The 24,823-nt window shown below is 72.5% G+C and carries 24 protein-coding genes; 16 read left to right on the forward strand and 8 right to left on the reverse strand.

Translation table 11 applies throughout. The features are described from left to right. Positions 1 to 77: 77 nt before the first annotated feature. The 4 genes from ABT127_RS29000 to ABT127_RS29015 all read left to right on the forward strand — a co-directional run bounded on the left by ABT127_RS29000 (position 78) and on the right by ABT127_RS29015 (position 3,979). Positions 78 to 710: a TetR/AcrR family transcriptional regulator gene (locus tag ABT127_RS29000; protein WP_351456138.1), complete on the forward strand. Its 633-nt coding sequence runs from the start codon at positions 78 to 80 to the stop codon at positions 708 to 710. Continuing rightward, complete coding sequence (locus ABT127_RS29005; protein ID WP_351456141.1) at positions 707 to 1,141, forward strand: protein-tyrosine phosphatase family protein; 435 nt, start codon at positions 707 to 709, stop codon at positions 1,139 to 1,141. The genes ABT127_RS29000 and ABT127_RS29005 overlap by 4 nt, the downstream gene beginning before the upstream one ends. Positions 1,142 to 1,274: 133 nt before the next feature. Next, the gene (gene otr(A) / locus ABT127_RS29010; protein WP_351456144.1) at positions 1,275 to 3,158 is read left to right on the forward strand and encodes a tetracycline resistance ribosomal protection protein Otr(A); all 1,884 of its coding nucleotides are present in this window, start codon (positions 1,275 to 1,277) and stop codon (positions 3,156 to 3,158) included. A gap of 173 nt (positions 3,159 to 3,331) precedes the next feature. Continuing rightward, positions 3,332 to 3,979, forward strand: a complete 648-nt coding sequence (locus ABT127_RS29015; protein WP_351456147.1) for a DUF4230 domain-containing protein — start codon at positions 3,332 to 3,334, stop codon at positions 3,977 to 3,979. A 99-nt stretch (positions 3,980 to 4,078) separates the two neighbouring features. On the opposite strand, the gene ABT127_RS29020 is transcribed toward ABT127_RS29015, so the two are convergent. After that, a complete protein-coding gene (locus ABT127_RS29020) occupies positions 4,079 to 4,876 on the reverse strand; it encodes a putative protein N(5)-glutamine methyltransferase (protein WP_351456149.1) in 798 nt (265 codons plus the stop codon). Between the two features lie 265 nt (positions 4,877 to 5,141). Here ABT127_RS29020 and ABT127_RS29025 point away from each other — a divergent pair, with 265 nt between their 5' ends. Continuing rightward, positions 5,142 to 5,558 (forward strand): nuclear transport factor 2 family protein, encoded by a 417-nt coding sequence (locus tag ABT127_RS29025; RefSeq protein ID WP_351456152.1) that lies wholly within the window; start codon positions 5,142 to 5,144, stop codon positions 5,556 to 5,558. 16 nt (positions 5,559 to 5,574) lie between these two features. On the opposite strand, the gene ABT127_RS29030 is transcribed toward ABT127_RS29025, so the two are convergent. Genes ABT127_RS29030 through ABT127_RS29040 form a run of 3 tightly spaced genes read right to left on the reverse strand, consistent with a single transcriptional unit; the run spans position 5,575 to position 8,087 of the window. After that, positions 5,575 to 6,975: an MFS transporter gene (locus ABT127_RS29030; protein WP_351456155.1), complete on the reverse strand. Its 1,401-nt coding sequence runs from the start codon at positions 6,973 to 6,975 to the stop codon at positions 5,575 to 5,577. After that, on the reverse strand, positions 6,972 to 7,427 hold the full coding sequence (locus ABT127_RS29035) for a MarR family winged helix-turn-helix transcriptional regulator (protein ID WP_351456158.1): 456 nt from the start codon (positions 7,425 to 7,427) through the stop codon (positions 6,972 to 6,974). The genes ABT127_RS29030 and ABT127_RS29035 overlap by 4 nt, the downstream gene beginning before the upstream one ends. A gap of 51 nt (positions 7,428 to 7,478) precedes the next feature. Next, positions 7,479 to 8,087 (reverse strand): TetR/AcrR family transcriptional regulator, encoded by a 609-nt coding sequence (locus tag ABT127_RS29040; protein ID WP_351456161.1) that lies wholly within the window; start codon positions 8,085 to 8,087, stop codon positions 7,479 to 7,481. A 141-nt stretch (positions 8,088 to 8,228) separates the two neighbouring features. On the opposite strand from ABT127_RS29040, the gene ABT127_RS29045 reads away from it, so the two are divergent. Continuing rightward, the gene (locus tag ABT127_RS29045; RefSeq protein WP_351456164.1) at positions 8,229 to 9,671 is read left to right on the forward strand and encodes a cytochrome P450; all 1,443 of its coding nucleotides are present in this window, start codon (positions 8,229 to 8,231) and stop codon (positions 9,669 to 9,671) included. A gap of 147 nt (positions 9,672 to 9,818) precedes the next feature. Here the strand turns inward: ABT127_RS29045 and ABT127_RS29050 are convergent, their stop codons facing one another. Further along, positions 9,819 to 10,562 (reverse strand): MgtC/SapB family protein, encoded by a 744-nt coding sequence (locus ABT127_RS29050; RefSeq protein ID WP_351456167.1) that lies wholly within the window; start codon positions 10,560 to 10,562, stop codon positions 9,819 to 9,821. Between the two features lie 123 nt (positions 10,563 to 10,685). Here ABT127_RS29050 and ABT127_RS29055 point away from each other — a divergent pair, with 123 nt between their 5' ends. The 8 genes from ABT127_RS29055 (at position 10,686) to ABT127_RS29090 (ending at position 19,194) form a co-directional block, all read left to right on the forward strand. Next, positions 10,686 to 10,943, forward strand: coding sequence for a hypothetical protein (locus ABT127_RS29055; RefSeq protein ID WP_351456170.1), 258 nt, complete (start codon positions 10,686 to 10,688; stop codon positions 10,941 to 10,943). Positions 10,944 to 10,984: 41 nt separating this feature from the next. Further along, positions 10,985 to 11,773 carry an arylamine N-acetyltransferase family protein gene (locus tag ABT127_RS29060; RefSeq protein WP_351456173.1) on the forward strand — a complete coding sequence of 263 codons (789 nt, stop codon included), beginning with the start codon at positions 10,985 to 10,987 and terminating at the stop codon, positions 11,771 to 11,773. A gap of 87 nt (positions 11,774 to 11,860) precedes the next feature. Next, positions 11,861 to 12,976 carry a substrate-binding domain-containing protein gene (locus ABT127_RS29065; protein ID WP_351456176.1) on the forward strand — a complete coding sequence of 372 codons (1,116 nt, stop codon included), beginning with the start codon at positions 11,861 to 11,863 and terminating at the stop codon, positions 12,974 to 12,976. Between the two features lie 103 nt (positions 12,977 to 13,079). Then, positions 13,080 to 14,432 carry an ABC transporter substrate-binding protein gene (locus ABT127_RS29070; protein WP_351456179.1) on the forward strand — a complete coding sequence of 451 codons (1,353 nt, stop codon included), beginning with the start codon at positions 13,080 to 13,082 and terminating at the stop codon, positions 14,430 to 14,432. Positions 14,433 to 14,463: 31 nt separating this feature from the next. Beyond that, positions 14,464 to 15,447 carry a carbohydrate ABC transporter permease gene (locus ABT127_RS29075; RefSeq protein WP_351456182.1) on the forward strand — a complete coding sequence of 328 codons (984 nt, stop codon included), beginning with the start codon at positions 14,464 to 14,466 and terminating at the stop codon, positions 15,445 to 15,447. Beyond that, the gene (locus ABT127_RS29080) at positions 15,444 to 16,316 is read left to right on the forward strand and encodes a carbohydrate ABC transporter permease (protein WP_351456185.1); all 873 of its coding nucleotides are present in this window, start codon (positions 15,444 to 15,446) and stop codon (positions 16,314 to 16,316) included. The genes ABT127_RS29075 and ABT127_RS29080 overlap by 4 nt, the downstream gene beginning before the upstream one ends. Positions 16,317 to 16,339: 23 nt before the next feature. Then, on the forward strand, positions 16,340 to 17,320 hold the full coding sequence (locus ABT127_RS29085; RefSeq protein ID WP_351456187.1) for a hydroxyacid dehydrogenase: 981 nt from the start codon (positions 16,340 to 16,342) through the stop codon (positions 17,318 to 17,320). Beyond that, the gene (locus ABT127_RS29090; protein WP_351456189.1) at positions 17,317 to 19,194 is read left to right on the forward strand and encodes a DUF2264 domain-containing protein; all 1,878 of its coding nucleotides are present in this window, start codon (positions 17,317 to 17,319) and stop codon (positions 19,192 to 19,194) included. The genes ABT127_RS29085 and ABT127_RS29090 overlap by 4 nt, the downstream gene beginning before the upstream one ends. A gap of 2 nt (positions 19,195 to 19,196) precedes the next feature. On the opposite strand, the gene ABT127_RS29095 is transcribed toward ABT127_RS29090, so the two are convergent. After that, positions 19,197 to 19,769, reverse strand: a complete 573-nt coding sequence (locus ABT127_RS29095; RefSeq protein ID WP_351456192.1) for a TetR/AcrR family transcriptional regulator — start codon at positions 19,767 to 19,769, stop codon at positions 19,197 to 19,199. A gap of 4 nt (positions 19,770 to 19,773) precedes the next feature. Continuing rightward, positions 19,774 to 21,249: an MFS transporter gene (locus ABT127_RS29100; RefSeq protein WP_351456195.1), complete on the reverse strand. Its 1,476-nt coding sequence runs from the start codon at positions 21,247 to 21,249 to the stop codon at positions 19,774 to 19,776. A gap of 168 nt (positions 21,250 to 21,417) precedes the next feature. Here ABT127_RS29100 and ABT127_RS29105 point away from each other — a divergent pair, with 168 nt between their 5' ends. Then, positions 21,418 to 22,347: a Gfo/Idh/MocA family protein gene (locus ABT127_RS29105; protein WP_351456198.1), complete on the forward strand. Its 930-nt coding sequence runs from the start codon at positions 21,418 to 21,420 to the stop codon at positions 22,345 to 22,347. Here the strand turns inward: ABT127_RS29105 and ABT127_RS29110 are convergent. Further along, complete coding sequence (locus tag ABT127_RS29110) at positions 22,315 to 23,250, reverse strand: phosphotransferase family protein (protein WP_351456201.1); 936 nt, start codon at positions 23,248 to 23,250, stop codon at positions 22,315 to 22,317. The genes ABT127_RS29105 and ABT127_RS29110 overlap by 33 nt on opposite strands. Positions 23,251 to 23,307: 57 nt before the next feature. Here ABT127_RS29110 and ABT127_RS29115 point away from each other — a divergent pair, with 57 nt between their 5' ends. Then, positions 23,308 to 24,501, forward strand: a complete 1,194-nt coding sequence (locus ABT127_RS29115) for a DUF4032 domain-containing protein (protein ID WP_351456204.1) — start codon at positions 23,308 to 23,310, stop codon at positions 24,499 to 24,501. Positions 24,502 to 24,823: the final 322 nt, after the last annotated feature.

Raw genomic sequence — 24,823 nt, forward strand, 5'->3', positions numbered from 1 at the left:
ACGGCGAAGACGGGTAGACAGATCTGTTTACCTCAGCACCATGACCGCGACTATACAGATCGGTATAGTCTTGCGGTATGCCTGTCCCGCCGGCCCCCTCCGCCCCGCACGTCGCCTCGGCCGTCGATCCGGACCGCCCCGATCTCACCCCCGCCGCGCGCCGGGTCCTGGAGACCGCGTCGCGGCTGTTCTACGAGCGCGGGATCCACGCGGTGGGCGTCGATCTGATCGCCGCCGAGGCGGGGGTCACGAAGAAGACGCTCTACGACCGGTTCGGCTCCAAGGAGCAGATCGTCGTCGACTACCTGGCCACCCGGGACGCCCGCTGGCGTGCCTTTCTGGCCGGACACCACGATCCGGTGGCTCTCACCCCCACGGAGCGGGTGCTGGCGGTGTTCGACGCGTCACGGGAGTGGATGGCCGCACACAGCGGCAAGGGCTGCAGCATGGTCAACGCGCACGCCGAGATCAGCGATCCGGCCCACCCCGCGTACGCCGTCATCACCGGCCAGAAGCAGTGGATGCTGGACCTCTTCATCCGCCTCGCACACGAGGTGTCGCCGGACGCGGCACGGGAGTTGGGGCGTTCCCTGATGCTGCTGCACGAGGGCGCGCTCGTCTCGGACGGCCTCGACGTGTTCCCCGACGCGTTCGGGCGCGCCCGTAGGCTGGCGGCGTTCCTGCTCTCGGCCGCACGGGACGCGCGATGACCTGGGATCCGGACGCGCCGGGCGTCCTTCGTCTCCCGTCGGGGCGGCTGGTGCGGGGACGCGGGCTGCGCGTACCGCTGCCGCCCGGCCCGCACCCCTCGTACGGGGTCTATCTGCTGGGTAAGCAACCCCCGCCCACCGAATGGGAGTTCACCTGGCTGCGCTGGCCGGACTTCCGGCTGCCGGCCGACCGCGGGCGGGCCCGCGAAGTGCTGGCCGAAGCGTGGCGGCGCAGCGTGGACGAGCGGGTGGAGCTGGCGTGCGCGGGCGGGCGCGGCAGGACCGGGACGGCGCTCGCGTGCCTCGCGGTGCTCGACGGCGTCCCCGCACCCGAGGCGGTGACGTACGTGCGACGCCACTACAGCCCGCACGCGGTGGAGACCCCGTGGCAGAAGCGCTACGTACGCCGGTTCGAGCCGCCGGGAAAATGAGTTGCGCGCTCCCCCGGCGAGGTGAGCAGTATGGCCGGGTCACAGCCCTCACCTGAGCAGGAGAACGGAATGCGCCGATTCCTCGAAGCAGTTCAGCGCCCACGCCGGACGATTCTCGAGGACTCGACCTTCCATGCAGACCCCGCAGGTTCGCACCACCCTGAACATCGGCATTCTCGCCCACGTCGACGCCGGTAAGACCAGCCTCACCGAGCGGCTCCTGTTCGACACCGGTGCCATCGCCCGGCTCGGCAGCGTCGACGCCGGTGACACCCGCACCGACACCGGCACGATCGAGCGGCGGCGCGGTATCACGATCCGCTCGGCCGTCGCCGCGTTCACCGTCGGCGAAACCCAGATCAACCTCATCGACACCCCGGGCCACAGCGACTTCATCGCCGAGGTGGAGCGCGCCCTCGACGTGCTCGACGGGGCCGTGCTGCTGCTCTCCGCGGTGGAGGGCGTGCAGGCGCAGACCCGGGTGCTGCTCAGGACGCTGCGGCGGCTCGGGCTGCCCACGCTCGTGTTCGTCAACAAGGTCGACCGGGCGGGCGCGCGGACCGGCCCGCTGCTCGACGACATCCGCCGCAGACTCACCCCGTACGTGGTCCCGCTGTCCCGGGTCCGCCACGCGGGCACCCCTCGCGCCGAGGTCACCGACCGGGACCTGGACGACGCGGCGGCCCGAACCCTCGCGGAGGTGGACGACACGGTCCTTGCCGCGCTGGTCGACGGGCCGCCGCCGACCCCCGACGCACTGCGCCGGGCGCTGGTCGCCCGGACGGCCGAGGGCCGGGCACATCCCGTGCTGTTCGGGTCCGCGCTCGGCGGCCAGGGCGTGCGGCAACTCGTCGACGCCATCCTCGAGTTCCTGCCCGCGTCCGGCGGGACCGACACGTCGGCGCCGCCCGCCGCGACCGTCTTCGCGGTGCGGCGCGGACCCGCCGGTGAACGCGTCGGCAGCCTGCGCGTGTACGACGGTGAGCTGCGGGCCCGGCAGAAGGTGACGTTCCTGCGCCGGGACGCCGACGGCGGCACCGAGTCGGTGCCCGCGCGCCTCACCGGGCTGCGGGTCGTCGGGGCGGAGGGCGATGTCGCGGGGCCCGGCCGGATCGCCGAGGTCCGGGGCGTCGCGGGCATCCGGGTCGGCGACCGGCTCGGCCGGACCGACGGCGACCGCTCCCGGTTCGCGCCGCCCACGCTGGAGACCGTCGCCCGGGCCGTGCGCCCCGGACAGGGTGCGGCGCTGCGCGCGGCCCTGCTCGACCTCGCCGACCAGGATCCGCTGATCCACGCCCGTCCGGCCGCCGCCGGCGCGACGGGGCTGCTGCTGTACGGGGAGGTACAGAAGGAGGTTCTGGGGGCCACGCTGGCCGAGGAGTTCGGCATCGAGGCGGTGTTCGAGCCGAGCCGGATCCGGTGCGTGGAGCGGCCGGTGGGCAGCGGCGAGAGCGTCGAGGAGATGGGGCACCGCAGCACGACCGGGCTGCCCGCGACCGTCGGCCTGCGGGTCGCGCCGGGGCCGCCCGGATCCGGCCGCGTCTTCACGTACGAGACCGAACTGGGCGCCCTGCCCCGGGCGTTCCACCAGGCCGTCGAGGACACGGTGCGGGCCGGGCTCGGCGCGGGCGGACCGTTCGGCTGGCCGGTGACGGACTGTCATGTCACCCTGATCCGCTCGGGCTTCGACTCACCGGTGAGCGTGGCGGGCGACTTCCGCACGGTGACGGCGCTCGTGCTGCGGCGGGCCCTGGAACGGGCCCGCACCCGGGTCTTCGAGCCCGTGCACACCTTCGAGGCGGAGGTCCCCCTGGACGCGCTCGCCCCGGTGAGCGCCCACCTCGCCTCCCTGGGCGCCGAGTTCGGGCGGATCACGGGCGGCGACACGTCCTGGCTGATCACCGGAGAGCTGACGGCGCGCGCGGTGCGGGAGATCGAGCCGGCCCTGCCGGGACTCACCCACGGCGAAGGCGTCTGGTGGTCCCGGGTGTCGGGCGACCGGCCCGTACGGAGGTGACCCCGCGCGGTCAGGACGGCGGCAGGGGCACGACCGAAGCGGCACGCGCAGCCCGCGGGACCTTTCGTACGAACCGCTCCATCGGGGAACCTGCTCCGGGAAGGCGGCACCGCGACAGGCGTGATCTGGGTCCGTCGCGGGAACTCGGGCTCCATGGGAAGGAGGTTTCCCTCATGAAGCCGAGGGCTGTTGCTGCGCTCCCCCCGTGGGCGAAGGCCGCCGTCGTGGTTGTCGTCGTGGTGGCGCTCGTCGCCACCGGGCTGCGCCTGATGAACCGTCTCGACGGTTTCTTCGGCACCGAGACCCACGACCGGTCCGGTCCCGCGCTGCTCAAGTCGGTGCGGGACATGAGCCGTTACGACGCCGCATCCGGGAACTTCCAGGTCGTCGTCGACCTGGAGAAGGACACGAAGTACCTGCCGGACGCGATCCGCGGGACCCGGACCCTGTACATCGGGGCGGGAACCGTCGACGCGTACGTCGATCTCGGAAAGGTGGACCCCGGAGACGTCCAGGTGAACAAGGACCGCACGTCGGCGACGCTGCATCTGCCGCACGCCCAGCTCGGCAAGCCCGCTCTGGACACGGACCGGTCCTACGCGGTGTCGAAGCAGCGTGGGCTGCTCGACCGGCTCGGCGACCTGTTCTCGGACAACCCCAACGACGAGAAGGCGGTGCGCAAGCTGGCCGCCCGGCACATCGGTGACGCCGCGAAGGACAGCGGTCTCACGGGCCGCGCCGAGGGCAACACCACCGACATGCTGGAGGGGCTGCTGCATTCACTGGGGTTCGAGAAGGTGAAGGTCTCGTACGGGACCTGACCGCTCGGGCACGGACGTGAGGCCGTCGCCTCCCCCACCGTGGTCCCGGTACCCGGAGCACTCCGGGTACCGGGACCACGCCTTTGCGCGGAGCCGGGGTCAGCGCGCCGGACGGGTGCCGACGACGACCGTGGCGTACAGGTCGTCGTCCTCGACCAGACGGGCCGCGAGGCCGGCGGAGCGTACCGCCGCCAGCGCGGTGTCGGCCTGCCGCTCGCTGGTCTCCACGAAGAGCCGGCCGCCCGGTGCGAGCCAGCGCGGCGCCTGCTCGGCCACCCGGCGCAGCACGTCGAGGCCGTCCTTGCCGCCGTCGAGGGCGAGCTGCCGCTCGTGGTCGCGGGCCTCGGACGGCAGCAGCGGCAGGTCGCCGGTGGGGACGTAGGGGCCGTTGGCGATGAGGATGTCGACCCGGCCCGCCAGCTCCGCGGGCAGCGGGTCGTAGAGGTCGCCCTCGTGGACCTCGCCGCCCAGCGGGGCGAGGTTGCGGCGGGCGCACTCGACGGCGGCCGGGTCCAGGTCGGCTGCGTGCAACCGTCCCGGGGCGCGTGCGGCGAGGACGGCGGCGACGGCGCCGGTGCCGCAGCACAGGTCGACGACGGTGGCGCCGGGCCGGGTACGGGCGAGGGCCTGGCGGGCCAGGAACTCGGTGCGGCGGCGCGGCACGAAGACCCCGGGGTCGACGGCGATCCGCAGCCCGCAGAACTCGGCCCAGCCGACGACGTGCTCCAGCGGGAGTCCGGCGGTCCGCCGCTCCACCATCGCGGTCAGCTCGGCGTGGTCGCGGGCGGAGCCGTGCAGGACCCGGGCCTCGTCCTCGGCGAAGACACAGCCGGCGGCGCGCAGCGCGGACACCAGGAAGGCGGGTGGAGGCGGTTCGGGTGACGGGGGGAGCGACATGGGTGTGGTGTGACCTCTCGGGACGCCGACGGGGCTCCCGGCCGTCGCGCGGCGGACCGGCTCAGCGTGAGCGGTCGTGGCGGGCGGCGCGAGCAGGGAGCTCCTGACCTGGTACAGCGAAGATCGGGCTCACCTCCTCGTTCCCTCGTGGCGCAGTGGGGCCCGGTCACACTACCGCACCGGACCCGCCACCGGACGGCTCCCTCCGGTTCCCCCGCTACTGTGGCGGGCGACGGGACGGCGGGGGCGACACCGGGAGCAGCGCATGGACAACGAGAGCGCCGGGGCCGCCGCGCGCCGGTTCGTCGAGGTGTGGCAGGACGGCTGGGCGCGGCACGACGTGGCGGCGCTGCTCGCCCTGTACGCGCCGGACTGCGTGCACCGGTCGATGCCGTTCCGGGAGCCGCATCGCGGGCGGGACGCTTTGGCCGACTACCTGCGGTGGTCGTTCGCGCAGGAGCTGCCGGTGGAGGTGCGGTTCGCGGCGCCGGTGGTGGGTCCCGGGCCGGTCGCGGTGGCCGAGTTCCGGGTGCTCGCCGAGGAGGACGGCAGGCCCACGACGCTGGCCGGGTGTGTGTTCGTACGGTTCCGGGCGGACGGTCTGGTGGTGGAGACCCGCGACTACTGGCACCAGGCCGACGGGCACCAGGAGCCGACGGGCGGCCTCTTCTTCACCGGGTGACGGAGGGCGGAGGCGCTCACCGCTGTCTGCGCAGCGCCCGGTCCGTCACGGTGAGGGCGACGAGCAGGACGCCGAGGACGGCCGAGACCGTCGCCATCAGGTGCAGTCCCGCGTCGTCGGCGCGCTGTCCGTAGGCGAGCGCGATCAGGCTCGACGCGGTGATGGCTCCGATGTACTGGGCGGTGCGCTGGAGGCCCGCCGCGGCGCCGATGTCTGCGGCGGGCGCGTACTCCTGGACCGCCGCCTGGTTGCTGGTGCCGATGAGGCCCTGCGGGATGCCGAAGCAGGCGCCCGCGAGGAGCAGCACGGCCAGCGGTGTGGCACCGGAGACGAAGGCGAGCAGGGCCGCTCCCGCGGTCAGCAGTGCGCTCGCGACGATCAGCGGGGCGCGGATCCCCTTGGTGCGGGCGCCGATCAAGGAGCAGACCAGCGCGGCGAGCGACATGGGGAGCATCAGCAGCCCGGTGTGCCCGGAGGAGTAGCCGCGGCCTTCCTCGAGCCACTGGGTGAACCCGTACATGACGCAGTAGATGAGCAGATAGCTCAGGCCGTGCCGGAGGTAGGTACGGGCGAGCGGTCCGTTCCCGGCGAGCATCCGCACGTCGATGAAGGGCGTCCGGCAGCGCAGTTGCCACCACAGCAGGGCGGCGCTGAGCACGGCGAACGGGGCGAGCAGCCACCACAGGGGGTGGGACAGGTCGAGGAGGAAGAAGACCAGGACGGTCAGGGCCGTGGAGAACAGGCCGATGCCGAGCGGGTCGAGGGCGAGCCTGGGGGCGGGCTCGCCGTCCGTGCCGCGGGGAGGGTCGGCCGGGATCCACAGCACGGCGCAGCAGAACGCGATCACGGACACCGGGACGTTGACGGCGAAGATGCCGCGCCAGCCGACGACGGTGACGAGCAGTCCGCCGAGCGTGGGGCCGACGGCCGCGCTGCCGAGCGCCGCGAAGGAGAGCCGGGCCATGACGGGTCGCGGCGGGCGGCGGCCGACCCGGCGGCCCTCGTCGCGCAGGACGGCCATCGCGGCGGGGTACGCGGCCGAGGTGCCGATGCCGAGCAGCAGGCGGGAGACGACGAGCCAGCCGAAGGCGGTGGCGAACATGCCGACGAGGCCGGAGGCGCAGACCACGACGAGGCCGGTGAGGAACACGCGGCGCGGGCCGAGCGCGTCGGCGAGCTTGCCGAGCACGGGCTGGGCGACGGCGCTGGCGAGGTAGAGCACGGAGATGAGCCACGCGGTGTCGGCGGCACCCACTCCGAAGTGGTGCCCGATCGCCACCAGGCCGGTGGAGATCATCGTGGTGTTGAGCGGGTTGAGGACCGAGCCCAGCAGGAGGGGCGCGGTGAGGCGGGCGCGGAATCCGCCGCCGGTGGGGGCGGGTGCGGTGGTGGCCGTCGCCGCTATGTCACCGCTCACCGCTCCACCAGCCGGCCGAGCAGCACGATCGCCTCGGCGATGAGGCGGCGCTCGGCGGGGTCGAACTCGGCGGCCAGGGCCTGGGCGAGCCAGCTGTGCTTGGCCGCGCGGACGGCGTCGAGGGTGGCGCGGCCGCCGTCGGTGATGGAGACGACGGACTGCCGCCCGTCGGTCGGATCCGGGGTGCGGGCGACGAAGCCGCGCTCCTCCAGGGCGCCCAGGGTCAGCCGCATCGACTGCGGTTTCACGTACTCGGAGCGGGCGAGTGCCGCCGTCGTGGCGGGACCGTCCGTGTCGAGGCGGGCCAGCACGGTGCGCTGGGTCGGGGTGAGCAGGCTGTCCGGCGACGCGGTGCGCAGCCTCCGTGAGAGCCGGCCGACGATGGTGGCGAGATCGGCGGCGACGCGCTCGCCGGGCGGCTCGGGTGCTGCGGGTCCCTGCGTTCCTGACATGTCTCCACCGTAGGAGATAGACAGGAAGCCTTGCAAGTTTTCCTTACGACCTCACAGTCCGCCCGAGAGCGCGCCCAGGAGCGCCCGCGCACAGAGGTCGCGGACCTGCTCGCGGGTGAGTTCCGGTTCGTCGAGCCAGTCCAGGCAGACGGCGACGAGGAAGGCGAGCCAGCCGCGCACGGCCAGGCGCAGCGCGGCCGGCTCCGGGAGTGTGCCGGTGATCTCGGGGTCGGCGGCGAGGGCGGCCAGGATCTGCTGCTCCTGCGCGGCGAGCCCGTCGCGGTAGACGGCGCGCACGGTGGGGTCGCCCGCGGACTCGGCGCGATGGAAGGCGCGGAAGCCCTCGGCGTGCGCGGCGACATAGCCGAGGAAGGTGTCGAGCCCCGCGCCGAGCTGTTCGCGCACCGGAATGCCGGGCACCGCGGCGGTCAGCCGCAGCATCCGTTCGCTCTCGCGGCGCACGACCGCGGAGAAGAAGTCCCGTTTGTTCGGAAAGTAGTGGTAGAGGAGCCCGCGGGAGACGCCCGCGATCTCGGCGACCCGCTCGATCCACACGTCGTCGTACGGACTCTGCGCGAACAACGAGGCGCCCACGGAGAGGAGTTGCTCCCTGCGCTGCTCGGTGCTCATTCTGCGCCGGGTCGTCCGCTCTGCCGTCATGGCCGCACCCTACTGGACGAACGGCTGCTTACTTGACGTGAGTTCAATAACAGCCGCACACTGAGGCGCATTATTGAATCCACGTCTAACAAGCTGCCTTCGGTGCCTCAATCCATCGGTGGCGCAGGGGAGATGGGCTCGATGGCTCAGATGACACAGTCGGCCGGCGCCACGCTGCCTCGGGGCTTTCGCAGTGCCGAGCAGGGCTGGCCGCGCCTGGACCGGATCCCGCACCCGCCGCACCGGGTGCCGCTCATCGGTGATGTCGTGGGCGCCAATGTCCGTACGCCGTTGCAGGACTCCATGCGGATCGCCGCCGACCTGGGGCCGATCTTCCGCCGCAAGGCGTTCGGCAAGGAGATCGTCTTCGTGTGGGGTGCGCAGCTCGCGGCGGAGCTGGCCGACGAGTCGCGGTTCGCCAAGCACGTCGGTCTCGGCGTCGCCAATCTGCGCCCTCTCGCCGGGGACGGCCTGTTCACCGCGTACAACAGCGAGCCCAACTGGCAGCTGGCGCACGACATCCTGGCGCCCGGGTTCAGCCGGGAGGCGATGGAGGGCTATCACCCGCTGATGCTCGACGTGGCGGGGCAGCTGACGGACGCGTGGGACGCGAGCGAGGCCGCGGGCCGTTCGGTGGACGTCCCCGGCGACATGACCAAGCTGACCCTGGAGACGATCGCGCGCACCGGATTCGGGCACGACTTCGGGTCCTTCGAGCGGGAGAAGCTGCATCCGTTCGTGACCGCCATGGTCGGCGCGCTGTCGTTCGCACAGCGCCGGAACGTGGTGCCGCCGCTCCTTTCGGCACTGCAGCGCGGCGCGGAGAAGCGCAACGCAGCGGACCGCGCCTATCTGAACCGCACCGTCGACGACGTGATCGCCGCGCGCCGTGCCTCCGGCGGCGGCCCCGGCGATCTGCTCGACCGGATGCTGGACGTGGCGCACCCGGAGACGGGCGAGCGGCTCGCGCCCGAGAACATCCGCCGCCAGGTCATCACGTTCCTGGTGGCCGGGCACGAGACGACGTCCGGCGCGCTCTCGTTCGCCCTGCACTACCTCGCGCAGAACCCCGGCGTGCTGGCGACGGCGCGGGAGGAGGTCGACCGGGTCTGGGGCGCCGTGGACGTACCCGCGTACGAGCAGGTCGCCAAGCTCCGTTATCTGCGGCGGGTCCTCGACGAGTCGCTGCGGCTGTGGCCGACGGCGCCCGCGTTCGCGCGCGAGGCGGTATCCGACACGACGCTCGGCGGGACCCATCCGATGCGGCGCGGCGCCTGGGCGCTCGTCCTGACGACGATGCTGCACCGCGACCCGGTGGCGTGGGGCGACGATCCGGAGTCCTTCGACCCGGACCGGTTCGCGCCGCAGGCCGTGCGGGCCCGGCCGGGACATGTCTTCAAACCGTTCGGGACGGGTGCGCGGGCCTGCATCGGGCGCCAGTTCGCGCTGCACGAGGCCACGCTGGTGCTCGGTCTGCTGCTGCGCCGCTACGACCTGCGGCCCGAGCCCGCCTACCGGCTCAAGGTGACGGAGCGGCTGACGCTGATGCCCCAGGGGCTGCGGCTGAACCTCACCCGGCGGTAGCCCGCGCGTGCCTGGTCAGGGTGCGCGCATGAGTGACCATGACACGTATCGGGGCTCCGACGACGGCGGGGCCCCCTTCGGCGGTGCTCCCGGCACGCCGGATCTGCGCGGCCGCACCGTCATCGCCGTCCCCGGCCGGCGGCCCCGCTACTCGTCCGCCGCGGTCTCCAGCGACGCGACGTCGAGCACCCCGTCCAGTTCGGCCAGCACCGCGACGAGGCCCGGCACCTCCGCCGCGCCCTCGATCTCCATCCGGACGGCGATGGTGCCCCGCCGGCCCGAACCGCCGTCCCAGTCGGTGCGGTCGGTGCGCACTTCGAGGACGCGGAAACCGCGGCCCGTGCACTCTTCCAGAACGCGCGTCAGGACGCTGCTGCCCACCTCGTACGCGAGATGCAGCCCCGTGCGCCGCTCGGCGGTCATGGCCGGGATGCGGCGGCTCACCCAGGGATAGCCCCGGACCACGAGGAAGTGACAGGCCGTCGCGGCGATCGCGAGAAGCGGCAGTCCGCCGCCGCAGGCCATCCCTATGGCGCAGGTCAGCCAGACGGTCGCGGCCGTGGTGAGGCCCCGGACGGCGTCCCGCCGCACGAAGATCAGCCCGCCGCCGATGAATCCGATGCCCGACACGATCTGCGCCGCGACCCGGGACGGGTCGAGAGCGACGCCGTCCATGCCCAGCAGGGAGTTGAAGCCGTGCTGGGAGACTTCCATGAACAGGGCACTGCCCACGCCGACGAGCGTGTGCGTGCGCAGGCCCGCGCTCTTCTGCTGGACGGCGCGCTCGGCGCCGATCAGCGTCGACAGGACGAGGGCGAGCCCCAACTCGGCGAACTGCCGCGCGCCTTGCCCCGCCGCGGGATCGAACAGCGGCAGTGCGTGCGATGACACGAGTGCGTTCCTCCTCGTCTCCGTAGGTCCTGGACCCGTTTTCGATGGACTCTTCAACCGCACGCGAGCCTAGTCCCGCCCCATTGGCGAGGGATTGTCAGACCCGTGCGCAAGAGTGGTGTCATGCAGGGAACCTGGAATCTCGACACACACGGCCGATCGGCGAAGCACCACGAGTTGGCCGCGGCGCAGGCCTGTCTGCGGCTGCTGCACACCGCGCGCGCCGCGCTCTCCGGCTCGGAGCCGCCCGCGACCGCCTCGGTGCTCGCCGTGCCGATCGCCGAGGCGGACGAAGCGCTGCGCAGAGCGGGCCTCGCGGGCAACGAGGCGTGGCTGCTTGAGCGCATCTACGACCTGGATCCGCACGACACATCCCCTTGACGTCGGGCCCCGGCACACCGGGCGTCCGCCACACTGGTCCCATGGATCACAGCCGGGTCGATGCCTACCTCCACCGCATCGGGGCCGAGCGCCCCGCCGCGCCGACCGCCGGGGCGCTGCGCGCGCTGCACCGGGCGCACCTGTGGTCGGTGCCGTTCGAGAATCTGTCGGTGCACAGGGGCGAGGAGGTCGTCCTGGAGCCGGCGGCGCTCGTCGCCAAGGTGGTCGACCGGCGCCGCGGCGGCTTCTGCTACGAACTGAACGGGGCGTTCGCGGAGCTCCTCGATGCCCTCGGCTTCACCGTGACCTTGCTGCAAGCGCGTGTGGTCGGCAAGGACGGCCGGCCCGGCATCCCTTACGACCACATGGCGCTGCGCGTGCGCACGGCGGACGGCGCGGACCGGCTCGCGGACGTCGGCTTCGGCGCGTTCTGCGCCGAGCCGCTGGTGTACGACGAGCGCGGCGAGCAGCAGGACCCGGGCGGCGTCTTCCGCATCGAGGACGCCGCGCACGGCGATCTGCTCGTGCTCCAGGACGGCAGCCCGCAGTACCTGCTCGACCAGCGACCGCGTGAGCTGCGGGACTTCGAGGCGGGCTCCTGGTACCACCGCACCTCCCCCGCCTCGCACTTCACCCAGTCCCTGGTCTGCTCACGCCCCACCGACACCGGACGCATCACCTTGAGCGGTCATACGCTCACGACGACGGATGCCGGACAGCGCACACAACGCACCCTCGACACCGACGCCGCCGTGCTCGCCGCGTACGACCAGCACTTCGGCATCGTTCTCGACACGCTCCCGCCGGAACCCGAGTCCGCCGGGGGCTGACCCCGCCCCCGGTCCCCTGGTTATGCTGCCGCCGAACCGTTCAGAAAAACACTCAAACGAACAGCGGGTTGCGAGGGGGCCACCATCATGCGCGAACCGGTCGATCTCAGGCGGCAGCGGATTCTCGCCGTGGTGCAGTCGCGCGGCGCGACACGGGTCAGCGATCTCGCCGCGGAACTCGCGGTGTCGGTGGTGACGCTCCGCCGCGACGTGGAGGAACTGGCCCGCGATGGCAAGCTGCGCCGCGGCCACGGCGTCGCGCGCCCGATGCTGCCGGAGGCCGCACAGGCCATCCCGCCCGCCGACCCGCCGCCCGACGGCGGCCCGGTCGCCGTGGTGGTGCCGGAGCGGCACGCCTATCTGTACGAGATGCTGCACGGCGCCCGGACCACGTTCGAGGAGGCCGGCATCCGGATCGGCCTGCACATCGCGCCCCCCGTCGCGGGTGCCGAACAGCCCATCGTGGAGCGGGCTTTGGCGGACGGCGCGCGGGGCCTGCTGATCGCCCCGCGCTGGCGCAGCCGGGCCACGGAGGAGGCCGACTACGCCTGGCTGGCGCGGCTGCCCGTACCGGCGGTCCTGATGGAGCGCAGGCCCCGGGCGGGGAGCGCGCTGCATGCCGTCGACACGGTGTGCACGGACCACTGGTACGGCGTCCATCTCGCGCTCGACCACCTCACCGGTCTCGGTCACCGGCGGATCGTGCTCGCCGCGCGCGACGACAGCCCGACCGCGCGGGCCCTGCGCTCCGCGTTCACCGAGATCGCCGCCGCGCATCCTGACATCGACCGCTGGGCCGTCGCCCTGAGCACCCCGACGGCGGCTCCCGACCCGGACGCGGCGGCCGCCGAGCAGCCCGTCGACCTGCCTTCTCTGCTCGAGGAGTTGGGAGCGACGGCGGCGCTCCTGCACGGTGACGTGGACGCGCTGATGCTCGTACAGAAGTTGCGGGACAGCGGGGTGCGGGTGCCGGAGGACTGTTCGGCGATCGCGTACGACGACGTGGTCGCCGGGCTCGGCAGCACGCCGCTGACGGCCGTGTCCCCGCCCAAGGCGGAGATCGGCCGCGCGGCGGCAGAGCTGTTGCTGCGCCGCCTGGAGCGGGGGGCGTCGTCGGGTCCGGCCCGGCGGATGGAGGTGCTGCCGGATCTGAAGGTACGCGGCTCCACGCAGCAGGCCGGCACAACTGACGGCCAGCGATGAGCGTTTGACCGTTTCATTTTCTTCTGATCGATCTATTGACCGATACCGCTCAGCCGATCAGGATTCCCGTGACTCGAACACGCAGGAGCCGCGGGAGGCGCCCATGCCTGGTCGACAGAGCCGTCGATCCATGCTCGCCGCGATCACCGCGCTGCCGCTGACGGGTGCCCTCGGCGCCTGCAGCGGATCGGACAGCGCGTCGCCGCAGAGCAGCAGCAAGACCGGTACCAAAGGCAGTAAAGGCACGACCGTCATCACGTTCTGGTCCGCGTTGCGCGGCAGCCAGGAAGTGGTGGACCAGTTCAACAAGACCCACGACCACATCCAGGTCCGCTTCGAACAGATACCGTCCGGCAACGGCGGCGGCTATCTCAAGCTGAGCAACGCCGCGCGGGCCGGGAACGCCCCGGACGTCGCCACCATCGAGTACCCGCAGGTCCCGGGGTACGCGATCGACGGCGTCGCCCGCGACATCACGTCGCTGATCAGCGACGACCTGCGCAAGAAGCTGCTGCCGCAGGCGCTCGGCCAGACCACCTTCGAGGGCCGCACGTTCAGCGTGCCGCTCGACATCGAGCCGACCGTCCTGCACTACCGCAAGGACCTGTTCGACAAATACGGCTTCGACGTACCGACCACCTGGGACGAGTACGCCGACCTCGCCCGTGCCGTGCGCCGCACCGGCGGCAGGCGCAAGGCGTGCATCTTCCCCATCGACATGGGCCTGTTCGCCGGACTGTGCTGGCAGGCGGGCGCCCAGTGGTTCGACACCTCCAAGGGCGCCTGGAACGTCTCGCTGGCCGACGCGCCCACCCGGCGCGTCGCCAAGTACTGGCAACGCCTCCTCGACGAGGACCTCGTCTACGCCAACAACCCCAACAGCCGTGCCAACGACGCCCAGATCGGCAACGGCCTGGTCCTCACCCGGCACAGCGGCGCCTGGGACGCGGGCGCGCAGATGAACGCCCGCCCCGAGCAGAAGGGCCTGTGGCGCATCGCCCCGCAGCCGCAGTGGGACCCCGACCGGCCCGCCCTCGGCACCAACGGCGGCTCGACGTTCGCCATCACCAAGGACAGCGCCCATCCCGAGGCCGCCATGGAGTTCATCGAGTGGCAGGTCTCCAGCCCCGACGCGCTCAAGGCCCGCCTCTCCAGCGGCGCCAGCAGCCAGTACCCGGCCGTCTCCGAACTGATCCCGGTCGGCCGCGCCGCGTTCGACCGCACGTACTACGGCGGCCAGGACATCTACAGGCTGTTCGAGGAGGAGGCGCACAAGATCCGCGACGGCTGGGTGTGGGGCCCGCGGATGACCGCGACCGCCCAGGTCATGCAGGACGCCTTCACCCGCGCCGCGGCCGGCTCCGGCACGCTCGAATCGTCGATGCGCGCGACCGAGGACGGCACGATGCCGGACCTGAAGGCGCTCGGCCTCAAGACCACCCAGCACACGACATGAACGCCCGCACTCCGAAAGGCAGGTGACTCCCATGACCGCGACCACCCATGCCCCCGCGACGGCGTCCGCGCCGCCACGCGACCAGGACGCCTCCGGGCGCCGGGCGCAGCGCACGGCGGGCCGCCGTCGAGGCGGCGCCGCGGGCGTCCTGATGGCCCCGTTCTTCGTGCTGCTCGTCCTGGTCTTCCTGATCCCGGTGGCCACGGCGGTGTGGCTGAGCTTCTTCAGCGACGACCAACCGGGCCTCGGCTTCGGCCCGGAGCGCACGGTCTTCGTCGGCCTGCGCAGTTACGGGGCCGTGCTCACCGACCCGTCGTTCCTGTCCGGGCTCGGCACCGTCGGCCTGTACTGCCTGATCTACATCCCGCTGATGGTGATCGGCTCGCTCGCGCTGGCGCTGCTCCTCGACTCGGGCGTCGTCCGGCTGCGCGCCTGGGCCCAGCTGGGGCTGTTCCTGCCGCACGCGGTGCCCGGCATCATCGCCGCGCTGATCTGGCTGTACCTGTACACCCCGGGCATCAGCCCGATCATCGAGGCCTTCGCCAAGGGCGACGTCACCATCGACTTCCTCGGCCTGCACACCACGCTCCCGTCGATCGTGAACATCGCGCTGTGGTCCAACCTCGGCTACAACATGGTCGTCTTCTACGCCGCCCTGCAGGCCGTCCCCCGCGAGGTCCTGGAGGCGTCGGTCGTCGACGGGGCCGGGCCGGTGCGCACCGCGCTGCAGGTCAAGGCTCCGCTGGTGCGGTCCTCGATCGTCATGGTCGCGATGTTCACCCTCATCTGGGCGCTGCAGCTGTTCACCGAACCGGCGCTGCTGCACCAGTCGTCGGCGATGGTCGGCGCCCGGTTCTCGCCGAGCATGTACATCTACGACGCGGCGTTCAGCCGGAACAACTACTCGCTCGCGGCGGCCGCCTCGGTGATCCTCCTGATCATCACGATCGCCGTGTCCTACGGCGTCACCCGCTGGACCAACCGTGTCGAGGCCGCAGAGGAGAACGCCCGATGACCACAGCCGAGTTGAGCAGTTCGTCCCTGCTGCGGCCACGCTTCCTCGGCCGGGCCGTGGTCAATGTCATCGTCGTGATCTCGGTGCTCTACACGGTGCTGCCGGCGCTGTGGCTGGTCCTCGCCTCGACCAAGACCCGGGACGCGCTGTTCCAGAGCAGCATCTTCTCCTTCGGCGACTTCTCCCTGGTCCAGAACCTCAAGGACCTGTTCGCGATGGACGGCGGCCTGTACAGCCGCTGGTACGGCAACAGCCTGCTGTACGCGGTGCTCGGCGCGGCCATCGGATCGATGATCTCCGTCGCCTGCGGCTACGCCTTCGACAAGTACCACTTCCGGCACAAGGAGAAGCTGTTCGGCCTGGTCCTCGCCGCGGTCATGGTGCCGCAGACCGTCCTGGCGCTGCCGCTGTACCTGATCGCGTCCGAGGCCGGCGTCGTGAACACCTTCTGGTCGGTGTTCACCCCCGTCCTGTTCAATCCGTTCGGCGTGTATCTGGGCCGCATCTTCTCCCAGGGCTATGTGCCGAACGAGGTCCTGGAGGCGGCCCGCGTCGACGGCGCCGGCGAGCTGACCACGTACGCGCGGGTCTCCCTGCGGATGCTCGCACCGGGCCTGATCACGGTCTTCCTCTTCCAGCTCACCGCGATCTGGAACAACTTCTTCCTGCCGATGGTGATGCTGTCCAACCAGAATCTGTACCCCGTCAGCCTCGGTCTGTTCCAGTGGAACAGCCAGGCGACCGTCTCTCCCGAGTACTATCCGGTGGTGATCATGGGCTCGCTTCTCGCGGTGCTCCCCCTTGTCCTCGCGTTCATCCTCCTCCAGCGGTTCTGGAAGGCCGGCCTGACGGCGGGGGCGGTCAAGTGACCCTGCCCCGCGTGGCGTTGGCCATGTCCCCCCAGGCTGCCGCGGCCGTCTTCACGCCCCGGTCGCTGGCCGCGCTCACCGAGGTCGGCGACGTCGCGCCGCTGCCCGCCCTGTCCGACCTGTCGACGGCGCGGGCGACGGAGGTGCTGGCCGACACCGAGATCCTCGTCACCGGTTGGGGCTGCCCGAAGCTGGACGCGGACGTCCTCGCGCGGGCGCCCCGGCTGAAAGCGGTGGTGCACGCGGCCGGTTCGGTGCGCGGTCATGTCACCGACGCCTGCTGGGAGCGGGGCATCGCGGTGTCGTCCGCCGCGGCGGCGAACGCGCTGCCGGTCGCCGAGTACACCCTCGCGATGATCCTGTTGCACGGCAAACACGTCCTGGAGCGGGCCCGCGACTTCCGCACGAACCGCACCCGCGACAACTGGCTGGTCACCACGGGCCATGTCGGCAACTACCGCCGCACCGTGGGCATTCTCTCGGCGTCCCTGGTCGGACGCCGGGTCATCGAGCTGCTGAAGCCGTTCGACTTCGAGGTGCTGCTGCACGACCCGTACGTGTCCCCCGCCGAGGCCGCCGAACTCGGCGTCACCTGGGTCGAACTGCCCGAACTGTTCACCCGTAGCGACGTGTTGAGCGTGCACACACCGCTGCTGCCCGCCACGCGCGGACTCGTCAGCCGCCCCCTGCTCGACTCGCTGCGTCAGGAAGCCGTCCTGATCAACACCGCACGCGGCGCCGTCGTCGACCAGGACGCGCTCACCGACGCGGTGCGCGCGGGCCGCATCCGGGCGGTCCTCGACGTGACGGATCCGGAGGTGCTTCCTGCGGAGCACCCGCTGTGGGACTGCCCGAACGCGCTGATCACCCCGCACCTCGCCGGTTCCCAGGGCAGCGAGTGGGAGCGGCTGGCCGACACGGCCGTGGCCGAGGTGGCGCGGTGGGCCGCGGGCGACGGTTTCGCCCATCCCGTACGACGCGAGAGGCTGGCGTTCCTGGCATGACCATCCCGTTCGAACTGCCCGACGAGAACCGCGAGCTGAGCCCGTTCACCGGCTACACCCGCGCCCACTGGGAGGCCGTCGCGGACGGTCTCCTCGGCGCCGCCTGGCGCTGGGCGACCCCCGAGGGAGCCCTGCTCGACCTGCCGGGCCGGCCCTCCGCGTCCGGGGTCCGCTCGGACGGCCTGGAGGGGTACGCGCGCACCTTCCTTGCGGCCGGATTCCGGGTCGCGGGCGCCGACGGCAAGGACCCGCACAACTGGCTGGAGCGGTACGCGGGCGGACTGACCGCGGGCACCCGCACCCCCGGCCGGGACGACGCCGAGTCGTGGCCGCTGATCCTCGACCACCACGTACAGGGCCAGCCGATGGTGGAGTCGGCGTCCGTGGCGCTCGGCCTGAGGCTGACCCGGCCGTGGCTGTGGGACCGGCTCGACGACGCGGCGCAGGACCGGGCGGAGAAGTGGCTGCGCGGCGCGATCGACCACACGCCCGCCCCGAACAACTGGTATCTGTTCCCCTTCACAGTGGCGTCGTTCCTGGAGGAGGTCGGCCGCGGCGACGCGGCGACGGCCCGCGCCATGGACCGGGCCCTGGACCTGATGGAGACCTGGTACCGGGGCGACGGCTGGTACGCGGACGGCGACGGCCGGGCCTTCGACCACTACAACGGCTGGGCGCTGCACCTGTATCCGCTGCTGCACGCCCACCTGTCGGGCGACGCGGCGCTGTCGGCGCGCTTCGGCCCGCGACTGCGCGAGCACCTGGAGGGCTTCTCCCTGCTGTTCGGCGGCGACGGGGCCCCGCTCCACTTCGGGCGCTCGCTCGCCTACCGCTTCGCCGCGTCGGCGGCGGTCGGCGTGGGCGCGGTCACCGGGCACACCCCGCTGACGCCGGGCGCGTCACGGCGTCTCATCAGCGGCAACCTGCGCTACTTCCTGGAGCGCGGCGCGGTCACCGACGAGGGCCTGCTGAGCCTCGGCTGGCACGGCCCGCACGACGCGACGCTCCAGCCGTACTCGGGCCCGGCGTCGCCGTACTGGGCGTCGAAGGGGTTCGTGGCGCTGCTCGCCCCGGAGGGCGACCCGCTCTGGACGGCGCCGGAGGAGCCCGCGCCCAGCGAGGGCCCCGACCGGGTCCTTGCGCTGCCCGCACCGGGTCTGCTGGTGCAGTCCACACAGGCCGACGGGATCGTGCGGCTGCACAACCACGGCAGCGACCACGTCCGGCCGCACGAGGGCGAGTTCGCCGCCCAGAACGACGCCCATTACGGCCGTCAGGCGTACTCCACGCACACCGGGCCGACGTCCCTCACCAACATCGCGGACAACCATCTGTCGGTCGAGGTCGGCGGCGTCGCGAGCGTGCGCAGGAGGCTGCATCCGCTCGGCGCCGGGCACGGTGACGGATGGGGCTGGGCGGCGTCCTGGTTCCGGCCGGCGTTCGTCTCGGGACCGCCGATGCATCCGGGGCTGCGCGTCGAGAGCGTGACCGTGGCGCGGGGCGCCCACGAGCTGCGGGTGCACCGGGTGGTCGGTGCGCCGCACGGCTCCCGGGTGACGCTCACCGGATGGGCCACGGACGCGCTCCGCTCGGAGCTGACCGGGCTGCACGGGTGGGGCCCGGCGGACCGTGTCCGGGCGCCCGAGGGCACGGCGTACGAGCCCTGGGTGCGGGTGCCCCGGCTGTCGGCGCCGGTCGAGGGGACGGCCGTGTTCGCGGCGCTGGCGCTGCTCGGCGCGGCCGACACCCCTGCCGATCTCGACGGGGTCGTGGCCGGGGCCGGTGTCACGGACGGCGAGCTGGCCGTGCGGTGGGCCGATGGGTTCGAGACCGTGGTGACGTTCGGCGAGTCGGTGACCGTACGCGGCGGCTGACGTCACCCCGAGGGGGTCAGCTGCGCCTCGACCGCGGGGGCGTAGCGGTCCACGACCGCCTCGATGTCCGCGGCCCGCACCTGCGGGCCGCGGGCGATTCCGTACATCACGCCGAGGCCGAGGAGCAGCGACACGGCGAGTTCCGCGCGCAGCCCGGCGTCGGCGCCGGACAGGCGGGCCGCCAGGCGTTCGCTGACCTGCGTACGGAAGTTGGCGCGCAGGATGTCGCCCTGCGCGCCGTGCAGCGGCGCGAACACGATGCGCAGGATCGGGTCGGCGCCGCGCTCGGACTGGCCACTGAGGACGCAGCGGACCATGTGCCGGCCGAGCTCCTCCAGGGGCGCGTCGAGCAGGACGTCGACGTCGGCCTCGAAGTCCATGACGCTCGCGAAGAGGGCGTCCTTGTTGCCGAAGTACTTGAGGATCAGGGGCGGGCTGACTCCGGCCCGGTCGGCGATCGCCCTGAGCGTGATGTCGCCGTGCGCGTGCCGGGCCAGCAGATGCCGGGCGGCCTTCACGATGGCGGCCCTGCTCGCCTCCGCGTCGCGCCGGACGGCGGGCTGCGCCATGGTCATCGCCTCATGCTCCCTTCGCCGTCGCCAGCGGGGCCGGAGCGCCCGCGACGGTCTGCTCGGCCCCTCTGTCGGACGGTACGCACAAGGAGACGGCGGCGGCCACCAGCGCGACCGCGCCGGCCATGACGAACGCGAGCCGGTAGCCGTGCAGGCTCGACACGTCGGTGCCGCCGAGACGCATCGTGTGGTGGACGAGGACGGCGGTGACGGCGGCGCTGGAGACGGACTGTCCGATGGTGCGCATCAGCACGTTGACCCCGTTGGCCGAGGCGGTGGCGGTCGGCGGGACGGCGCGCAGGATCAGGGTGGGCAGGGCGGAGTACGCGAGGGTGGTTCCGGTGGAGACGACGGCGGCGCCGACCAGGATCACCCACAGGTCGGTGCTGTCGACGACCCGGATCGCGTAGCCGAGGGCGAGGACGAGGCCGCCGATGGCGAGGGTGACGCGCGGGCCGCGGGCGGTGGAGATGCGGGCCGACACCGGGGAGAAGAGCAGCATGATGACGCCGCTGGGCAGCATGCACAGGCCGGTCGCCACGATCGACAGGCCGAGGCCGTAGCCGGTCTCCACGGGTGCCTGCACGAGCTGTGCGGTGACCAGCGAGTTGGCGTAGAACGCGAAGCCGGTGAGGAGGGCCGCGACGTGCGGCAGCCCGACCCGGCGGCCGACGGCGAGGCGCAGGTCCACCAGGGGGCGGGCGGTCCGCAGTTGGTGCCAGGACCACAGGGCGAGGACCAGGACGGCGGCGGCGAACAGGCCGAGGATCCGGGCGCTGCCCCAGCCCCACTGACCGCCCTGCGAGACGCCGAGCAGCAGGCAGACCAGTCCGGTGGCGAGGCCCAGCGTGCCGAGGACGTCGAAACGGCCGGGGTTGCGCACCGGCGACTCGCGCACGGCCCACCAGGCGGCGGCCAGGCCGACCGCGCCGAGTGCGGCGGTCGCCCAGAACATCACGTGCCAGTTGGCGTACTGGACGATGAGCGCGGCGAGCGGCAGGCCGAGCGCGGCGCCGATGCCGACGGTGGAGCTCATCAGGGCGACGGCGGATCCGGTGCGGTGGGGCGGGAGTTCGTCGCGCAGGATGCTGATCGACAGCGGCACGACGGCCGCGGCGGCGCCCTGGAGCGCGCGGGCCGCGATGAGGACGCGGATGTCGGAGGTCAGCGCGCACAGCACGGAGCCGGTGGTCATCAGGGCGAGGGCGATCAGCAGGACCCGGCGCTTGCCGTACATGTCGCCGGCCCGGCCGAGGACGGGCGTGAGGACGGCGCCCGCGAGGAGGGTGGCGGTGACCATCCAGGAGACGGCCGACGGTGACGCTCCGGTGAGTTCGGGCAGGTCGGGCAGGAGGGGGACGACGACCGTCTGCATGACGGCCATGAGGATGCCGCCGAAGGCGAGGACGGGGATGGTGAGCCGCTCCCGCAGGCGGGGCCGGACGGCCTGTTCGGGCAGCGTCGGTATCGGGACGTGGTCCATGGGACTCCTGCGGGTGCGCGGGCGCGGCGCGGGAGGCGCGGCGCCGGGCCGACGAGACGGGTGAATGCCCATTCACCCGGTGGGTGAATCAGTATTCACCAACCGGCGGCCGCCTGTCGCCACCCCTGGCCCAGCGCGGATCCGCCCCGGTCGCGCCATACTGCCGCCATGACCTCACCAGACGTCCTGCGCTGCGGACTTGTCGGCACCGGTTCCTGGGCCGGCCGCACCCACGCCCCGGTCCTGCGGGACCACAAGTACACGGATTTCGTCGGCGTCTGGGGACGCCGGCCCGAGGCCGCGGCCGAGCTGGCCGCCGCGCAGGGGACGACGGCGTACGACGACGTGGACGCGCTGTTCGCGGCGTGCGACGCGGTGGCGTTCGCCGTGCCGCCGGACGTCCAGGCGCCGCTGGCGGCGCGGGCCGCCGCGGCGGGCTGCCATCTGCTGCTCGACAAGCCCCTCGCCACCGAGCCGGTGGCGGCGCGCGCGGTCGTCGACGCCGTGGACGCCGCGGGGGTGGCGTCCGTGGTGTTCTGCACGATGCGCTACGCCCCCGCCACGGCGGCCTGGATCGCCGAACAGGCCGCCGTGGACGGCTGGTTCACCGGTCGCGCCGACTGGTACGGGGCGCTGTACACCCCGGGTGACGACGCGCAGATCCGGGCGACGACGCCGTGGCGGGCGGAGCGGGGCGCCCTGTGGGACGTGGGCCCGCACGCCCTGTCGGTGCTGCTGCCGTTGCTCGGCGACGTGTCCTCGGTGACGGCCGGACGCGGCCCCGGCGACACGGTGCACCTGCTGCTGCGGCACGACTCCGGCGCGTCGAGCACCGCGGCGCTGAGCCTGACCGCTCCCCCGGAGGCGGCCGGGGTCACGGTCGAACTGCGGGGGACGGCGGGGGTGTCGGCGATGCCGTCCGGTCGCGGGAACGCGCAGGAGTCCCTCGCCGCGGCGGTCGACGTCCTGCTGGAGTCGGTGCGCACCGGGGTCCCGGCCCCGTGCGACGCACGGTTCGGACTGCGTCTCACGGAGATCCTGAGCGCCGCCGAACGCGCGCTGCCGTCAGCCGGTGCCGAACCAGGTCTCGGCGAGTGAGGCGAGGTCGCGCACCCCGTCGGGCGGCGGGACTTCCCGCAGGTACCAGGGCAGATTGCTGTACACGTGCAGGAGTGTGTACGCCATGACCGCTCGCGGGTCGGGTGTGCGGCCGTACGTCTTCGTGAAGCGGGTCATGAGCCGCCGGTCGCCGCGGGTCACGAAGAGTCCGACGGCCACCAGGTCGTAGTCCGGGTCGCCGGTCATCGCGGGCTCGAAGTCGAGCAGGCCGCTGAGCCGGGCCCGGCCGGCGCGGTCGGGGGCGACGAGCAGGTGCTGCCGCATGAATTCCGTGTGCAGCAGCGCCCGCCGCTCCCCCGCCCGCGGGGTGGCGGCGTCGAGGAATCCGTCGATCTGCCCGCACCACTCCTCGGGGAGTCCGCGCTCGCGCTGTCGCCGCACGGACGCGGCGCGGCGGCCGGCGACGAAGCCGTCCCAGTCGCCGGGGCCGATGTCGTCGGCGAGCGGTCCTGGGTCGAGGGCGTGCAGCGCGGCGAGGAGTCCGCCCGCCGTCTCGACGAGCCGGTCCTGTTCGGCGGGCGGCAGTCCGGGCCAGGCCAGGGCGAGGTCCCGGCCGGGCAGCCGGGACATGAGGACGTAGTGCCAGCCGTCGTCGTACGTGCCCGAGGCCAGCGGCTCCGGGGTGGCGACGGGCAGCCGCCCGTGCAGGAACTCCAGCGTCCGGCTCTCGCGGATCCCGTCCCCGGCCGCCATGGCCGGGAACAGCTTCAGGACGTGCCCGCCGTCGACCGCGTAGACCGGCTGGCTGCCCTCGGTGAAGCGCTCCGGGTCCGCGCCGGCGAAACCGAGCCGGGCGCAGAGGTCGAGTACGCCGGGTCGCAGCAGGGCGTCGTCCGGGACGACGCGGCGCCAGTCCTCGTCGGTGTCCACGCGGGGCAGCATGATCGGCAGCGTAGGCCGCCCGGGCATCGTCGCCAACCGACTTAATACCCTGTGCGCATGCCGCTCCAGATCAGCGCCACCAACCCCGAGCACCCGGTGCTCCTGCTCGCCCTGCCCTGGCACATTCCGCTGGAGGAATGGCCCGAGGAGTACCTCGTGCCGCTTCCGCGCGGTATCTCCCGGCACGTGGTGCGCTATGCGCGCGCCGGTGACGAGGTGGTCGCCGTCAAGGAGCTCGCCGAGCGGCCGGCGCTGCGCGAGTACGAGATGCTGCGCACGCTCGACCGGCTCGGGATACCGGCGGTGGACCCACTGGCCGTGGTCACCGGCCGGGAGCAGCCGGACGGCGCGCCCCTGGAGCCGGTGCTGATCACCCGGCACCTGGGCGGTTCGCAGCCCTACCGGTCGATGTTCGAGACGACGATGCGCCCGACGACGGTGCACCGTCTGATGGACGCGCTCGCGGTCCTGCTGGTCCGGCTCCATCTCTCCGGGTTCGCCTGGGGCGACTGCTCCCTGTCCAATACGCTCTTCCGCCGGGACGCGGGCGCGTACGCCGCCTATCTCGTGGACGCCGAGACGGGCGAGCTGCACCCGAAGCTGAGCCAGGGGCAGCGGGAGTACGACATCGAGCTGGCCCGGGTGAACATCAGCGGCGAGATGCTCGACCTGGAGGCCTCGGGGGCGCTGCACCCCTCGATCGACCCGATCGAGTTCGGTACGGAGATCGAGCAGCGCTACACGAACCTGTGGAGCGAGCTGACGCGCACCTCGGTGTACCCGGCGGGCAAGCACCACTACATGGAGCGGCGCATCCGGCGGCTGAACGATCTCGGGTTCGACGTGGCCGAGATGCAGATCTCGCGCTCCCCGCGGGGCGACGAGGTCACCTTCGTCCCCAAGGTCGTCGACGCGGGTCACCATCAGCGGCAGCTGCTGCGGCTGACCGGCATGGACGCGGAGGAGAACCAGGCGCGGCGGCTGCTCAGCGATCTGGAGAGCTGGATGGCGACCCAGGACGACGCTCCCGACGCCCGGCCCGAGGTGCTGGCCCACCGCTGGGTGCGCGATGTGTTCCGGCCGACGGTCCGCGCGATCCGCGACCGACTGCCCACCCCGATGGATCCGGCGGAGCTGTACCACGAACTCCTGGAGCACCGCTGGTTCCTGTCCGAGCGGGCGCAGCACGACATCGGCCTGGACGCGGCGGCGGAGGACTACGTGCGACAGGTCGGCAAGCCGGAGGAGTGAGGCGGGGCCGAAAAGCGCCGCGATGACCGGGCGCGGCCGGTGCCGTGGCCGCTACGTAATGGCGAGTGACGGCACCGACCGCAGCCAGTGACCTCCGGATCCGCCTGCGGTCGAGAGCGGGACGTGCGTCGTACAACGCATTTTCCGGCCACATCCGACGAAATACGTGGCCCGGTCCAGCTCTCTCTTCCTCAGTCGGCCCAGAGGCTCGTGGGTTACTCTCCGCCAGGAAATTTCGGCCATTTTCCAGCCGCCCGGCACAGGTGCCGCATCACTGTGTCTACCTGCACACAGCCGATGAAACTGCCAGGTGAGCAACCCC

The organism is Streptomyces sp. NPDC001904 (assembly GCF_040297005.1).
In the GTDB taxonomy this organism is placed as follows: Bacteria; Actinomycetota; Actinomycetes; order Streptomycetales; family Streptomycetaceae; genus Streptomyces.

What these genes read in the sequence shown, in the direction of transcription:
- ABT127_RS29000 (WP_351456138.1), top strand. Translation starts at nt 78, where the DNA reads ATGCCTGTCCCGCCGGCCCCCTCCGCCCCGCACGTCGCCTCGGCCGTC.
- ABT127_RS29005 (WP_351456141.1), top strand. Translation starts at nt 707, where the DNA reads ATGACCTGGGATCCGGACGCGCCGGGCGTCCTTCGTCTCCCGTCGGGG.
- ABT127_RS29015 (WP_351456147.1), top strand. Translation starts at nt 3,332, where the DNA reads ATGAAGCCGAGGGCTGTTGCTGCGCTCCCCCCGTGGGCGAAGGCCGCC.
- ABT127_RS29020 (WP_351456149.1), bottom strand. Translation starts at nt 4,876, where the DNA reads ATGTCGCTCCCCCCGTCACCCGAACCGCCTCCACCCGCCTTCCTGGTG.
- ABT127_RS29025 (WP_351456152.1), top strand. Translation starts at nt 5,142, where the DNA reads ATGGACAACGAGAGCGCCGGGGCCGCCGCGCGCCGGTTCGTCGAGGTG.
- ABT127_RS29035 (WP_351456158.1), bottom strand. Translation starts at nt 7,427, where the DNA reads ATGTCAGGAACGCAGGGACCCGCAGCACCCGAGCCGCCCGGCGAGCGC.
- ABT127_RS29040 (WP_351456161.1), bottom strand. Translation starts at nt 8,087, where the DNA reads ATGACGGCAGAGCGGACGACCCGGCGCAGAATGAGCACCGAGCAGCGC.
- ABT127_RS29045 (WP_351456164.1), top strand. Translation starts at nt 8,229, where the DNA reads ATGGCTCAGATGACACAGTCGGCCGGCGCCACGCTGCCTCGGGGCTTT.
- ABT127_RS29055 (WP_351456170.1), top strand. Translation starts at nt 10,686, where the DNA reads ATGCAGGGAACCTGGAATCTCGACACACACGGCCGATCGGCGAAGCAC.
- ABT127_RS29060 (WP_351456173.1), top strand. Translation starts at nt 10,985, where the DNA reads ATGGATCACAGCCGGGTCGATGCCTACCTCCACCGCATCGGGGCCGAG.
- ABT127_RS29065 (WP_351456176.1), top strand. Translation starts at nt 11,861, where the DNA reads ATGCGCGAACCGGTCGATCTCAGGCGGCAGCGGATTCTCGCCGTGGTG.
- ABT127_RS29070 (WP_351456179.1), top strand. Translation starts at nt 13,080, where the DNA reads ATGCCTGGTCGACAGAGCCGTCGATCCATGCTCGCCGCGATCACCGCG.
- ABT127_RS29075 (WP_351456182.1), top strand. Translation starts at nt 14,464, where the DNA reads ATGACCGCGACCACCCATGCCCCCGCGACGGCGTCCGCGCCGCCACGC.
- ABT127_RS29080 (WP_351456185.1), top strand. Translation starts at nt 15,444, where the DNA reads ATGACCACAGCCGAGTTGAGCAGTTCGTCCCTGCTGCGGCCACGCTTC.
- ABT127_RS29085 (WP_351456187.1), top strand. Translation starts at nt 16,340, where the DNA reads ATGTCCCCCCAGGCTGCCGCGGCCGTCTTCACGCCCCGGTCGCTGGCC.
- ABT127_RS29090 (WP_351456189.1), top strand. Translation starts at nt 17,317, where the DNA reads ATGACCATCCCGTTCGAACTGCCCGACGAGAACCGCGAGCTGAGCCCG.
- ABT127_RS29095 (WP_351456192.1), bottom strand. Translation starts at nt 19,769, where the DNA reads ATGACCATGGCGCAGCCCGCCGTCCGGCGCGACGCGGAGGCGAGCAGG.
- ABT127_RS29100 (WP_351456195.1), bottom strand. Translation starts at nt 21,249, where the DNA reads ATGGACCACGTCCCGATACCGACGCTGCCCGAACAGGCCGTCCGGCCC.
- ABT127_RS29105 (WP_351456198.1), top strand. Translation starts at nt 21,418, where the DNA reads ATGACCTCACCAGACGTCCTGCGCTGCGGACTTGTCGGCACCGGTTCC.
- ABT127_RS29110 (WP_351456201.1), bottom strand. Translation starts at nt 23,250, where the DNA reads ATGCTGCCCCGCGTGGACACCGACGAGGACTGGCGCCGCGTCGTCCCG.
- ABT127_RS29115 (WP_351456204.1), top strand. Translation starts at nt 23,308, where the DNA reads ATGCCGCTCCAGATCAGCGCCACCAACCCCGAGCACCCGGTGCTCCTG.